This is a genomic window from Mesorhizobium sp. M0571, assembly GCF_040320985.1.
Lineage (GTDB): Bacteria > Pseudomonadota > Alphaproteobacteria > Rhizobiales > Rhizobiaceae > Mesorhizobium.
Window position 1 is genome coordinate 18,818 of record NZ_JAMYQT010000018.1, and the last position, 13,583, is coordinate 32,400.

11 protein-coding genes and 1 pseudogene are annotated in these 13,583 nt (G+C 62.8%); 3 read left to right on the forward strand and 9 right to left on the reverse strand.

Annotation, left to right across the window (positions count from 1 at the left end):
• Positions 1-89: 89 nt before the first annotated feature.
• Positions 90-688, forward strand: a pseudogene (locus NKI85_RS21160) (NADPH-dependent F420 reductase).
• A gap of 446 nt (positions 689-1,134) precedes the next feature.
• Here the strand turns inward: NKI85_RS21160 and NKI85_RS21165 are convergent.
• The 6 genes from NKI85_RS21165 to NKI85_RS21190 all read right to left on the reverse strand — a co-directional run bounded on the left by NKI85_RS21165 (position 1,135) and on the right by NKI85_RS21190 (position 7,154).
• On the reverse strand, positions 1,135-2,088 hold the full coding sequence (locus NKI85_RS21165; protein WP_352777808.1) for an oxidoreductase: 954 nt from the start codon (positions 2,086-2,088) through the stop codon (positions 1,135-1,137).
• A gap of 49 nt (positions 2,089-2,137) precedes the next feature.
• Positions 2,138-2,707, reverse strand: coding sequence for a TetR/AcrR family transcriptional regulator (locus tag NKI85_RS21170; RefSeq protein WP_352526396.1), 570 nt, complete (start codon positions 2,705-2,707; stop codon positions 2,138-2,140).
• 247 nt (positions 2,708-2,954) lie between these two features.
• Entirely contained in the window at positions 2,955-4,517 is a 1,563-nt protein-coding gene (guaA, locus tag NKI85_RS21175; RefSeq protein WP_352526394.1) for a glutamine-hydrolyzing GMP synthase, read from the reverse strand.
• A gap of 86 nt (positions 4,518-4,603) precedes the next feature.
• Positions 4,604-5,254 carry a 5'-methylthioadenosine/S-adenosylhomocysteine nucleosidase gene (locus tag NKI85_RS21180; protein WP_352526393.1) on the reverse strand — a complete coding sequence of 217 codons (651 nt, stop codon included), beginning with the start codon at positions 5,252-5,254 and terminating at the stop codon, positions 4,604-4,606.
• A gap of 26 nt (positions 5,255-5,280) precedes the next feature.
• Positions 5,281-5,739, reverse strand: a complete 459-nt coding sequence (locus NKI85_RS21185) for a PaaI family thioesterase (protein WP_352526392.1) — start codon at positions 5,737-5,739, stop codon at positions 5,281-5,283.
• A 125-nt stretch (positions 5,740-5,864) separates the two neighbouring features.
• Positions 5,865-7,154 (reverse strand): RsmB/NOP family class I SAM-dependent RNA methyltransferase, encoded by a 1,290-nt coding sequence (locus NKI85_RS21190; RefSeq protein WP_352526391.1) that lies wholly within the window; start codon positions 7,152-7,154, stop codon positions 5,865-5,867.
• Positions 7,155-7,500: 346 nt separating this feature from the next.
• On the opposite strand from NKI85_RS21190, the gene NKI85_RS21195 reads away from it, so the two are divergent.
• Complete coding sequence (locus NKI85_RS21195; protein ID WP_352526390.1) at positions 7,501-8,178, forward strand: MIP family channel protein; 678 nt, start codon at positions 7,501-7,503, stop codon at positions 8,176-8,178.
• 76 nt (positions 8,179-8,254) lie between these two features.
• Here the strand turns inward: NKI85_RS21195 and katG are convergent, their stop codons facing one another.
• Positions 8,255-10,456: a catalase/peroxidase HPI gene (katG, locus tag NKI85_RS21200; RefSeq protein ID WP_352526389.1), complete on the reverse strand. Its 2,202-nt coding sequence runs from the start codon at positions 10,454-10,456 to the stop codon at positions 8,255-8,257.
• Between the two features lie 127 nt (positions 10,457-10,583).
• Here katG and NKI85_RS21205 point away from each other — a divergent pair, with 127 nt between their 5' ends.
• Positions 10,584-11,492: a hydrogen peroxide-inducible genes activator gene (locus tag NKI85_RS21205; RefSeq protein ID WP_352777812.1), complete on the forward strand. Its 909-nt coding sequence runs from the start codon at positions 10,584-10,586 to the stop codon at positions 11,490-11,492.
• Between the two features lie 72 nt (positions 11,493-11,564).
• Here NKI85_RS21205 and NKI85_RS21210 read toward each other — a convergent pair whose 3' ends face one another.
• Both NKI85_RS21210 and NKI85_RS21215 read right to left on the reverse strand, forming a co-directional pair.
• Positions 11,565-12,167, reverse strand: coding sequence for a cupin domain-containing protein (locus NKI85_RS21210; protein ID WP_352526387.1), 603 nt, complete (start codon positions 12,165-12,167; stop codon positions 11,565-11,567).
• A 514-nt stretch (positions 12,168-12,681) separates the two neighbouring features.
• Positions 12,682-13,365: a glutathione S-transferase family protein gene (locus NKI85_RS21215; protein ID WP_352526421.1), complete on the reverse strand. Its 684-nt coding sequence runs from the start codon at positions 13,363-13,365 to the stop codon at positions 12,682-12,684.
• Positions 13,366-13,583 lie beyond the last annotated feature (218 nt).

Sequence of the window (13,583 nt, forward strand, 5' to 3'; positions counted from 1 at the left end):
CCACGCAAAGGTCGCCACACAGCGGAACGAATAACCCAGCGCCGTTGAAGGCCGGGGAAATCAATACCAACACGGATCGGAGAAGCATTATGAGCTACGCAATTGTAGGATTCGGTAAGATAGGCCACGCCCTCGCCCGCGCCTTCGCCCGTAAAAACATCGACGTGGCCGTCGCGAGCCGCCGGCCGCCCGAGGCGTTGGCGCCGCAGGCTCGGGCGATTGGACCCAGGGTCGTCGCCAAGTCGCTGCGGGATGCACTCGAGGCCGACACAATCATCTTGGCAGTCCCGTTCGGAGAGCATCGCGAAGTTGCGAAGGCTCTGCCGAGCTGGGAAGGCAAGACAGTCATCGACGCGACGAACGTGTTTCCAGTGCCTGAAGAGCTGGACGGTCTCCCGTCCTCCGCCTTCGTCGCGAAGGCGTTCACCGGCGCCAAATTCGTGAAAGGTTTCAATCACCTGGTTGCGGCCACCCTGGCTGCCGATCCGATCGTCGAGGGCGGCCACCGGGTCGTCTTTCTGTCGAGCGACGACGAGGACGCGATCGCTCCCGTGGCGGCCTGGCCAAACAACTCGGGTTCGCACCCGTCAAGCTGGGAAAGCTCAACGAGGGTGGCGCGCTGGTGCACGCACGCGGCCGCACTTGGGGCCAGCTCATCTTCCAGGATTTGTTCAAGAAGGAGCAGTAATCGAATCTACGGTCGTGTGATCGACGCCGAGAACTGGTCGCGCGCTAACTTCTTCGAGCAGCGCGCGGCCGAATATTTGAAGGCCACAAAGTCGCGAAGGTTGGGGTGGGCCCGACGGGGTATGGGCGCCGCCACGGTACTCCCCCTCATTCCCACTCGATTGTTCGGACGGACCATAAGTAGCTGATTTCGCTCGAAATTTCCTCAGTTTAGATGATGATAAGCCGACATGGGGCCGTCAAAAATCTACGCTGTTGATTTTAAACAGATTTTTCACTGAATATTTTTCGCACGGTTTCGGTATCTATCGAAGTCGATTGCCTCTGAGAACCGATTTTTAGCGGCTGGGAGCCGCTCCACTACCAGCGGAAAAGTACCGTCATGTCTCTTGTAGCAAGGTTTCGTCGCCCGGGCGAGGCTCGTCCAATCCGCGCCCCAGAGCAAGCCTACACGAGGGCCTGACGCACCGTGTCGCCGTGAAGTAAGGTGGCCGGCAAGCCTGGATCGATGCCGGTCATGGCGATGGAGACGTCCCAGAGCCGCTTCGCGAGCGCGGGATCTTCGGCGTGCGGCGCGCGCTTTGCTTCGCCGGCTACACCGCGGATTCCGCCAAAGCCGGTGGGACCGTAATAGCCTCCGGGCTTCACCTTGCCGGTTGCAGCCAGAAGTGCCGGCCACGCGCCCTTGTCGGCGCTATTGAGCAACAGGCCGACGATTGGGCCTACGATCTGGATCAGCCCCATGTGACGGCCAAGACTTGTGGCGGCGACTCCAGGGTGGACGCCGATTGCTGTGACGGGCGACTTCGCCGCGCGCAGGCGACGATCCAGTTCGAAGAAGAACAGCGCGCTGGCCAGCTTGCTGGCGCCGTAGCGATCGTTCTTGATGTAGCTCTTGTCGGCGTTGAGGTCGTCCCAGTCGATCTTGGCCTTCAGATGCGCGACGCTGGAGGTCACGACCACCCGCGCTCCCGGGGTCTCCGCAAGTTTAGGCAGGAGCAGCGAGGTGAGCGCGAACACGCCGAGATGATTGACGCCGAACTGCGATTCGAACCCCTGCTTCGTGCGCGTCAGCGGCGGGTTCATGATCCCGGCATTGTTGATGAGCGCATCGATCCGTGGCTCCTTCGCGGCGATCTCGGCTGCGGTGCGAACACTGTCGAGGTCACCGAGGTCGAGCGGCAACCAGACGAGATCGGCGTTCGGCGTGATCCGCTTGATCCGCGCGATGGCATCCTGCGCCCTGGTCTGCTCGCGGCAGCCAAGCAGGACGCGCGCGCCCCTGGCGGCAAGCACCCGCGCGATTTCGAATCCTACGCCGGCGTTGGCGCCGGTGACGATGAAGCTTTTTCCCGTCTGTTTGGGGACGTTGGCTTCGGTGAAACCCTTACTATTCGACATCTTCGATCCTTATGTGTGAGTGCTTACATGCTCATTTATCGGTTAAAACTCAGGCGGCAGACCCCTTCCAGAACAGGTCGAACCCGGCCTGGCGGATGGCGTCACTTTCCTGGGGTCTGGCCGTGACCGCATTGATGCTGATGTCAGCCAAGTCGAAGAGAATGGTATCGATGTAGAAGGCGATCCTGTCAGGCGCGGCATGGCCGGCGAGACACTCTTCCACCATCGTCCGCGCATCTCGCAGCATAGCGTGGCACCGGTTCCGGCTTTCCGCCGTCACGCGATCTGACACCTTCAGCTGGCGAAGGGCCTTGCGCGCTGTGGCGTGAGCCAGTCCCCAGTCAATCAGACGGTTCCAGACCACAAATAGTCGGTCTTTGGGGGAGGCGTCCGCCGGATATGGGGCCAGCATCATCTCTACCAAGTCGGCCTCGATCTCGAGAAAGAGCTGGTTGAGCAGATCGTCCTTGGTTGGAAAGTAAGTGAACAGCGTTCCCTCAGACACGCCAGCAGCCTTTGCGATCTTGGCCGTGGACGCGCCTGTGCCCAGGTTGGCGACGAACTCGGCCGCTGCATCGAGCAGTGCCTGTCGCTTTTCTTCACTGAGGGGACGCGCCATATTTCCGTCTAACGATATTGAGTGAGTGGATGCTCAATTATATAGGGAATGGCATGAGATTGGTCAAGGGATGCAGCCCCGCATCTTTCGCGATCATGCCGACCAAGCAGGAATGTCTGCTATCTTATGGGAGTCGCTCTGAAGCTGACCGAGCACAAAGTCTCACAAGCGGACACGTATCTATCGAGATGTGTGAACCGCCTACACTACGACACAGTTTCCCGCAGTATCCGAAACTACGCTCCCGTCACTCCCACTCGATTGTACCTGGGGGTTTGCTCGTCACGTCGTAGACGACGCGGTTGATGCCGCGCACTTCGTTGATGATGCGGGTGGCGGCTGCTCCCAGGAATGCCATGTCGTAGTGGTAGAAATCCGCTGTCATGCCGTCGACCGAGGTGACGGCGCGCAGCGCGCAGACGAACTCGTAGGTACGGCCGTCGCCCATCACGCCGACGGTCTGCACCGGCAGCAGCACGGCGAAGGCCTGCCAGATGGCGTCGTAGAGGCCGGCCTTGCGGATCTCGTCGAGATAGATGGCGTCGGCCTCGCGCAGGATCTCCAGCTTTTCGCGGGTGATGCCGCCCGGGCAGCGGATGGCGAGACCGGGACCGGGGAACGGATGCCGGCCGATGAAGCTGTCGGGCAGGCCGAGCTCCTTGCCGAGCGCCCTCACCTCGTCCTTGAACAATTCGCGCAGCGGCTCGACCAGCTGCATGTTCATACGCTCGGGCAAGCCGCCGACATTATGGTGCGACTTGATCGTCACCGACGGGCCGCCGGTGAAGGAGACGCTTTCGATGACGTCGGGATAGAGCGTGCCTTGCGCCAGGAAATCGGCGCCGCCAAGCTTCTTGGCCTCTTCCTCGAACACTTCGATGAACAGCCGGCCGATGGTCTTGCGCTTCTTTTCCGGGTCCGACTCGCCCTCAAGTGCGCCGATAAAACGGTCTGAAGCGTCGACCAGGATGAGGGGCAGATTGTAGTGCTGGCGAAACATCTCCACCACGCCCGCCGCCTCGTCCTTGCGCATCAGCCCGTGGTCGACGAGGATGCAGGTGAGCTGGTCGCCGACCGCCTCGTGGATCAGCAAAGCCGCGACCGAGGAATCGACGCCTCCCGACAGCGCGCAGATGACCTTGCCCTTGCCGACCTGTTTGCGGATCGTCTCGATCGCGTGCTCGCGGTAAGCGCGCATCGTCCAGTCGCCTTCGATGCCGGCGATGTTGTGGACGAAGTTGCGGAGCAGCCTGGCGCCGTCGGGCGTATGCACCACTTCGGGGTGGAACATGATGCCGTACATTTTGCGCTCGACATTGCCGAAAATGGCGAAGGGCGAGCCCTCCGATTTTCCGAGCACCTCGAACCCCTTGGGCAAGGAGATGACGCGGTCGCCATGGCTCATCCACACCTGATGGCGCTGACCGGGCGCCCACAGGCCCTCGAACAACGGGCTGTCCTTGGCGATCTCGACGAAGGCGCGGCCGAATTCGCGGTGGTCGGAGCTTTCGGCGACGCCGCCCATCTGCACGCACATCGCCATCTGGCCGTAGCAGATGCCGAGCACCGGCACGCCGGCGTCGAAGACGATCTGCGGCGCGCGCGGACTGCCGATGTCGCTGGTCGAGGCCGGGCCGCCGGACAGGATCACCGCCTTCGGATTGATGCGCTTGAACGCCGCCGCGGCCGACTGGAAAGGCACGATCTCGGAAAAGACGCCGGCCTCGCGGATGCGCCTGGCGATCAGCTGCGTGAACTGGCTGCCGAAATCGACAATCAGGACGGTGTCGGGATGATTGGCTGTTTTCATGGCGAGCGTTTAGAGAAAGAAACGAGTCGGCGCAATGGGTTGTGAGGCGTCTCTCTCACTCCGATTCCGCATCTTCATGCAACAGGTCAAAACTGCAGCGCATCAGACGCGATCGCCCGTTCCAAAAGTTGCACCGCCCCGGCAAGCTTTTCGTCGATGACGTGCAGATATTCCGTCCAGTCGCCGACATGTCTGAGATCGGCTGCCCCGTCGGAAATGCCGCGCAGGGCGATAAGCGGCACGCCGAACAATTGGCAGGCGCGCAGGCAGGCGAAGGTCTCCATGTCGACCATATCCGCGGCGATCGCGTCGTAAGCGGCGCCGGTGACTATTCCCGCCCCGGTCGAAAGCGTCGCCTGCCCGATGCCCGGTATCCTGAACGGCAGCAGCACGCTCACCGGCAGGTCGAGAAACGGCGTGGCGCCCTTCTCGAACCCCAAGGGCGAGGCATCCATGTCGCGATAGGCGACTGAAACGGCCTGGTAGATTTCCGTCTGCTCCAGCGTGCGGCTGCCCGCCGAACCGAGCGACACGACGAGATCCGGCAGCGCCTTTTCGGCGTTCAGTCGGGACAGTTCGGCGCTGAGTCCGACGCCGGCCTCGACCGGCCCGACGCCGGTCATCAGCGGTGTGAACAGCCGCTGCAAATGCGGTCCGTATTCGGCCTCGGCAGCCATGACGAAGAGAACGGACTTGCCGGAGACCAGGGCGAGCTCACCAGATGTTTTACCGGCCATGATGGTCCATCCTCCCTGCCCGTTCCTCAGCCCTCGATGCCGTCGCGGCCGAGCACCGTCATCATCGTTCCGGTCATTGTGGCGATCAGCTTGGCCTCGCCGTCGGTGGCGAACGCATAGGCCTGGCCATCGGCGACGATGATGGTGCGGCCGGGCTTGGTCACAGAGCCGCGGAACAGGAAGCGCTCGCCCCGGCCCGGCGCCAGCAGATTGACCTTGAACTCGATCGTCAGCACGCCGGAATTTTCCGGCATCAGCGAGAATGCCGCATAGCCGCAGGCCGAGTCGAGAGCCGTCGAAATGACGCCGGCATGGAGAAAGCCGTGCTGCTGGGTCAGTGCCGCCGAATAGGGCATTTCGATCTCGATGATGCCGGGCGTCACCAACGTCAGTTCTGCGCCAATCGTCGTCATCGCATTCTGGCGCGCGAAGGACGTTCTGACGCGGTCCTCATAATCCGGAGCAGGAACGATCTTTGCTGCCATGGCCGTCGCCCTTCGTTTCTCGACAAATCTTATTGCAGCGGCATTTATCGCAGAGGGGTGGGCGGCAGGCAATCGCAAATGCTGCACTGCAGCATTTGGCTCAACCCTGTATCGATGGCAAACGTTCAGCCGGCCCGGCGCAGCGCGCAGAAGTAAAAGCCGTCGGTGCCGCTCAGCGCCGGCGACAGCGAAATGCCGCCCGCAGCGCCGATACGCACTGCCGCTTCGTGGCCCGGAAAACGACCGTCCCAGAGCTGGCGGTGATCGACCGGGACAAAGCCGGGATGGCGGTCGCGGAACGCTGAAACCTGGTCGCCATTTTCCTCGTCGAACACCGAACAGGTGATGTAGACCAGCAGGCCGCCGGGTTTGACGAAGTCCTTGGCGGCATCGAGGATCGTCTCCTGCTCGCCCTTGCGGGCGTCGAGCTGCCTTTGCGTCAGCCGCCATTTGGCATCCGGCCGGCGCCGCCACGTGCCGCTGCCGGTGCAAGGCGCATCGATCAGGACGATATCCATGTGCTTGCCGAGCGGCGCCAGCTCCGCCGGCTTGGTGACGATCTGCACATTGCGGTTTTCCGAACGGCGGATGCGGTCGAAGATCGGCACCAGCCTTGCCTTCTCGGCATCGTGGGCGAAGATCTGGCCGCGATTGTCCATCCCCGCGGACAGCGCCAGCGTCTTGCCGCCGGCGCCGGCGCAAAAGTCGAGCACCTGCATTCCAGGCTCGGCGCCGGCCAGTTCGGCGGCTATCTGCGAGCCCTCGTCCTGAACCTCGAACCAGCCTTTCTGAAAGGCCGGTTCGGCCTGCACGTTCGGGTGCCTGCCGTCGCCTTCGATCGGCGGGATGCGGATGCCATGCGGCGCGATCCGTGCAGCCTTGGCGCCGGTCTCCGCCAATTCCGCCAATACCTTTGGGCGATCGGCCTTCAGGGTATTGACCCTGAGGTCGAGCGGTGGGCGTGTCGCGAGAGCGGCACCCTCTTCCACCCAGGCTGTGCCAAACGCCCGTTCGAAAAGCGGCATGCACCAATCGGGGACGTCTGCCCGCACCGCGGGCGGCGCGTCGGCGAGTCGGCGACCGCCGAGCGTTTTCAATTCGTCGGCGTTCAGCAGCGGCGGCGCGAACTTGTCGCCCTCGAGCGCCTCGTTCAGCGACTGCGCCGTCTGGCCCCATTCGAGCAGCAGCGCGCCGAAGCCGATGGCGCGCGGCGTGTCCTCGCCGAGCAGCCAGCCGGCGGAGCGCTTGCGGCGCAGCGCGTCATAGACGATGTTGCCGATCGCGGCGCGGTCGCCGCCGCCGGCGAAGCGGTGCGACAGGCCCCAGTCCTTCAGCACATCGGCCACCGGCCGGTGACGCCGGCCAATGTCATCAAGCACTTCGATGGCTGCCGCCAGCCGCCCGCCCAGTCTCATTATCGTCTTCCATTACCCAGCAAATTAAATCCGGCCCTGCTCTTAGAGCTTTTCGTGTCCTGATTGAAACAGTTCTGTTCCCCGACGGCGAGACGATCCATGCGGAGGGTGGCGAATGTGGATTCGTGCATCGCGAGCCGCCCCGACCAAGCGGGCGTCGGCCTGGGCTAAATCAAAGAATTCGATCAGTACATATTATATACATCTAATGTACATGCCCGGCGCGCACAAGCACGCCAGCTGCGCAACTGCGCTGCTTTGCAAGTTTTCCGGTTGCGAATACTCTTTGCGCGGTGATTCGCGTCGCAGAAAAGGCGGAGCCGCGGGTCGATACGAGGAGAGGGCAATGAAGACTTATCTGGCGGAAGTTCTAGGCACGTTTCTATTGGTGTTCATCGGCACGGCTTCGGTGGTGACGGGCGGCTTCGGCGGCGCGCTGCCGCTTGGCCAGGAAGGTATCGGTCTGGCGTTCGGCATCGGCCTGATTGCGGCGGCCTATGCGATCGGCCCGATTTCGGGGGCGCATCTCAATCCGGCGGTGACGCTCGGCGTCTTTCTTGCCGGGCGGATGCCGGCCAAGGACGTCATTCCTTACTGGATCGCGCAGATCATCGGCGCCATCATCGCGTCGCTGGCACTGTGGATCATCGTCTCCGGACAGGTCGGCGGCCATACTGGCGGCTTCGGCGCCAATGGCTGGGACGTGACGAAATGGGGCGTCAGCTCGGCCTTCCTGTGGGAGCTGATCGGAACCTTCACCTTCGTCACGGTGATCCTCGGCGTCACCAACGCCAAGCACACGACGGCGTTCGCCGGGCTGGTCATCGGCCTGACGCTGGCAGCGCTGCACTTCGCCATCATTCCGGTGACCGGCACATCGCTCAACCCGGCCCGTTCGATCGGCCCGGCGCTGTTTTCGGGAACTGCGGCGATCGGCCAGCTGTGGCTGTTCATCGTCGCGCCGCTGATCGGCGGCGCCATTGCCGGCGTGGTCGCCAAGGCCGGTATCTTCGAGAAGGACTGACTTCTCGAAGGCTTCAATACAAAAAGGCGCGGGCCGAGGCCCGCGCCTATTTTTGTTAGAGCATCACTTGCCGCCCTCAGGATTGGGCAAGATCGAAGCGATCGGCGTTCATCACATTGGTCCAGGCCGCGACGAAATCCCGAACGAACTTCTGCCCGGCATCCGCCGACCCGTAGACCTCGGCAAGCGCACGCAACTGCGCGTGCGAGCCGAAGATCAGGTCGGCGCGGGTGCCGGTCCACTTGACCGCCTTGGTCTTGCGGTCGCGCGCTTCGTAGATTTCATCGGAGCCGGCGGCCGGATCCCAGACCGTGTTCATGCTGAGCAGGTTGACGAAGAAATCGTTGGTCAACGTGCCCGGCCTGTCGGTGAACACCCCGTGCTTCGACTTGCCGGCGTTGGCGCCGAGCACCCGCAACCCGCCGACGAGCACCGTCATCTCCGGCGCCGTCAAGGTCAGCAGCTGCGCCCGATCGACCAGCATCGCTTCGATCGACATCGGCTGGTTGCCCCTGACATAATTGCGGAAGCCATCGACTTTCGGCTCGAGCGCGGCGAAGGACTGGACATCCGTCTGTTCCTGCGAGGCGTCCATGCGGCCTGGCGTGAAAGGCACCTCCACGTCATGGCCGCCGTCTTTCGCTGCCTTCTCGACCGCGGCGACGCCGCCGAGAACGATCAGGTCGGCAAGCGAGACCTTCTTGTCGCCTGTCTGCCCGGCATTGAACGCGCTCTGGATGGCTTCGAGCCGCGCAAGCACCTTCGACAGTTCGGTCGGCTGATTGACGTCCCAGTCCTTCTGCGGCGCCAGGCGGATGCGGGCGCCGTTGGCGCCGCCGCGCTTGTCGGAGCCGCGGAAAGTCGAGGCCGAGGCCCAGGCGGTCGAGACCAGTTCGGAAACGGACAGGCCAGAGGCCAGGATCTTCGCCTTCAGCGAGGCGATATCCTGCTCGCTGACCAGCTCGTGATCGATGGCCGGGATGGGATCCTGCCAGATCAGCTCTTCCTTCGGAACGAGCGGGCCGAGATAGCGGACGACCGGACCCATGTCGCGGTGGGTCAGCTTGAACCAGGCGCGCGCGAAGGCGTCGGCGAAGTGATCCGGATTCTCATGGAAACGCCGCGAGATCTTCTCATAGGCCGGATCGACGCGCAAAGCGAGGTCGGTGGTCAGCATCGCCGGCGCGCGGCGGTTCGACGGATCGTGCGCGTCCGGCACGGAGCCTGCACCGGCGCCGCCCTTCGGCGTCCACTGATGGGCGCCGGCCGGGCTCTTGGTCAGCTCCCATTCGTAGTTGAACAGATTATCGAAGAAGTTGTTGCTCCACTTGGTCGGGGTCGTGGTCCAGGTCACCTCGAGGCCCGAGGTAATGGCGTCGCCGGCAATGCCGGTGGCATGCTTGCTCGACCAGCCGAGGCCCTGCGCCTCGATGCCGGCGCCTTCCGGCTCCGCTCCGACCAGCGATGCATCACCGGCGCCGTGGGTCTTGCCGAAAGTGTGACCGCCGGCGATGAGCGCCACGGTCTCCTCGTCGTTCATGGCCATGCGGGCGAAGGTTTCACGGATGTCGCGTGCCGAGGCCAATGGATCGGGCTTGCCATTCGGCCCTTCCGGGTTGACGTAGATCAGCCCCATCTGCACGGCGCCGAGATGGCCCCGAAGTTCGCGGTCGCCGGAATAGCGCTCGTCGCCGAGCCATTTGGTTTCCGATCCCCAGTCCACGTCCTGCTCTGGCTCCCAGACATCGGCGCGGCCGCCTGCGAAGCCGAAGGTCTTGAAGCCCATCGATTCCAGCGCGACGTTGCCGGTGAGGATCAACAGGTCGGCCCAGGAGATTTTCCTGCCGTATTTCTGCTTGATCGGCCACAGCAGCCGACGCGCCTTGTCGAGATTGGCGTTGTCCGGCCAGCTGTTGAGCGGCGCGAAACGCTGCTGGCCGGCGCCGGCGCCGCCACGGCCGTCGCCGATGCGATAGGTGCCGGCGCTGTGCCAGGCCATGCGGATGAAGAGCGGGCCGTAATGGCCGAAATCGGCCGGCCACCAATCCTGCGAATCGGTCATCACCTGGTGCAGGTCCTTGATCACCGCATAGAGATCGAGGCTCTTGAATTCCATGGCGTAGTCGAAGTCCTCGCCCATCGGGTCCGAGAGGCTCGACTGCTGGTGGAGAACGGCAAGGTCAAGCTGGTTTGGCCACCAGTCACGGTTGGTCCTGCCGGCCGATCCATGTGCGACCGGGCATTTGCCGGCGCTGTTGTCGTCGGTTTTCGCGTCCATCTTTGCCTCCGATTTGCTGAATTTCCGGGCGGGCCTCGAGCCGCACCACTCTGGAATGGTTCCAGACTAGGCCGCCTTGCCGATAAAAACAAATTGCCTTTCCTGTTTGTTGCGATAGGTTTTCCTTATGATTGGCCTGACCGTCCGGCAGATGCGTTATTTCGAAGCGCTGGCGCAGACGCTGCATTTCGGCCGCGCGGCGAAGCTCGCCGGCGTCAGCCAGCCGGCGCTGTCCTCGCAGATCGCCGAGATGGAGCTGCGGCTCAATTGCCAGCTGTTCGAGCGCGGCGGCAAATCGGCGCGCATGACCGACGAGGCGCAGGCCTTGCTGCCGCGCATCGAGCGCATTCTTGCCGACATCCGCGACGTCGAGGCGACGGCCCGGCGCGGCCGCCCGGCGATGGAGGGACGCTTCCGGCTCGGCATCATCCCGACGGTGGCGCCCTATCTGCTGCCGCATGTGCTGCCGGAGCTGAAACGGCATTTCCCGGCCTTGCAGCTCGAATTGCGCGAGGCGGTGACCGCGTCGTTGGTCGATGACACCAGTTCGGGAAAGCTCGACGCCTTCGTCGCGGCACTGCCGCTGAACTATCCCGGCCTGGTCACAGAGCCGCTTTTCTCCGACCGGTTCTTCCTTGCCGTGCCGGCCGGCGATCCCGCCTTCGCCTCGCCGCCAGTGCCACCGGAAAGCCCGGCGCTGGAAAGGCTGATGCTGCTGGAAGAAGGTCATTGCCTGCGCGAACAGGCGCTCGCCGTCTGCGGCAGCGTGCGGCCGGTGGCGATGGCAAGCTACGGCGCGACCAGCCTGACGACGCTGCTGCAGATGGTGGCGCACGGGCTCGGCGTCACGCTCGTCCCGGAAATGGCGGCAGGACCGGCCAGCGCCATGCGCGATTTGAAGATCGTGCCGTTCCAGGAGCCGATGCCGCAACGCACGATCTGCCTGGCGTGGCGGCGCAACAAGGTCCGCCACGACGAGTGCGTCGAACTGGCGAAGATCATTCGGGGATTGGATGAGGCAGTGCTGGCGGCTTGAGCAGGGTATGTTGGCAAAAGGCCTGGTTTTAGCCCCGAAGCGAACTCGCAAGCCCCTTCGAGTGAAACGGCTTCAATCTCTGTTCCAGGCTGCGAGCAACGGGCCTTTGCCTCCATAGACAGGATCCTTCCGCGGACGGCCAACCCTGGGTATCGTTACGACCGCCTTGGCGTGCTCCGCAGCAGTCGTACATTCGTCATAGGTGCCGGATGGAGGATAGGCGCCGACGACTAAAAAATCGTCGGACGCGGAAATGCGTTGGTGCCCGGTGCCGGCCGGAAGAACCGCGACGTCGCCGGCCTTCAGCGACAGCGTCCGTCCCTTGTTGCCGCCGAACCGGACTTTGGCCGTCCCGCGCGCAACCCCGAGCACCTCGTGGATTCGCGAGTGGTAGTGAACGTAATCGTAGATGCCATTGCGCCAGCTATCCCCCCATCCATTCGCTTCGAAAAGCGCCTCCATGACGGCCGCCGGATCGAAGTCTTCGGGCAACTTCACAGCGCCGCGATAGACGACAAGCGGCCAGAACGGATGGTTGGGCACCAGGCCATCATCCTTGAACAGAAATGCATTCGGTCTGCGCGGCCTCAGGAGATCGGGAACCTCTCGCCTGTCCGGTCTAGCGATACCGGTGACCTGCTCGACAGTTTTCTTCATGCTTTGCAGAATGCTCATGACGCAGCCTTGCATTGGTGGTCGGAAGCTTCATACCGATTTAACCGGCTGCATGGCGTGTCGGTTCCGCTGAGGGTAAAGATCTGCGATCCATGCGGCCGCCATGGCGGCGCCGCAACAAGGTCCGGCGCGATGAATGTGTCGAGCTGGCGAAGATCATCCGCGGGTTGGAGGCGGCGGTGCTGGCGGGGTGAGGTGCGCCGTACCATCCAACGGACGGTCTGGTGTTGTGAAGGGTTTCGGATGCCGGCCCTTCCGTGGGCGGTGCCGCGCGCCGGGGCCGGCGTCCGGAAGCCTTCACATAAGTGGACCTTCATGTCGCTTCTCCACAGCGGACGTTCGTGCGACGGTCGAAGTCGGTCCATCGAAGTTGATTAGCGTCGTCCAATATCGGTGGGCCGCCCAGGCTGCCGTTGCGCTGCATTACAAAGGCACCCAGCGCCGACGTCGCACTGAGCCCGGCCAGCAGGGGCGCTCGAAATCCACCGACAGCAGACCCTGCCGGTTGCATATATCAGGCGGCAACAGTCTCGTTTTGCGGGAACATGGCGCGACGTGTTTCGGTGTCGAGTTCGGCCTTGAAGGTATGTTTCGCCTTCATATCCAAGGCGCGCTGAACGGCGGGGCGCTTGGTCACTTCATCCATGAAGCGCATGACATTGGGATAGTCGCCAAGGCCTTTCTCGCCGAATACATATCCGGCCGAGGCGGCCCAGCCCCAAAGTGCCATGTCTGCGATTGTGTATTCGTCGCCTGCCAGATATCGAGCCTGCCCAAGGCGATGGTCCAGAACCGAATAGTGTCGCTCGACTTCCTTCACGTAACGATTTTTCGCATAGGCGATGTCTTCCGGAGCGTAGTGAAGGAAGTGGATCGCCTGGCCGGAAAACGGCGACAGGCCCGTTGCCACGAACTGCAGCCATGACAGCATGACGGCCTTGCTCTTCAGCTCGCTGGGAAGAAACTTTCCGTGCTTCTCGGCGAGGTAGAGGAGGATGGCATGGGAGTCGAAGATAGTCACATCCCCGTCGACCATCGCCGGAACCTTGCCGTTAGGATTGATCACCCTGAATTCGGGCTCGTGCTGTTCGCCTTTGAAGATATCGATCGGCGAGACGTCGAAGGGCAGTTCCAGTTCTTCCAGCAGGACCGCCACCTTCATCGAATTCGGCGTGGCATGAAAATACAGATTGAGCATGTTTTTCCGTCCCATCGTTGAACATCTACCCAGTCCGGCCAATTGCCACCTGCTGATGTTGAAGCGCCCGGAACATGCTGGTTTGCCCAACAGCGCGCCAATCGATCTCACGGATTGGTGGTATCGAGCCCGTTCATGGCTGGTCAGGTGGTGGGATGGTTTTCGATTTTCGCAAGTACCAAACTCATGAAGATGATTAATTGGTCCCATCGTGCAAG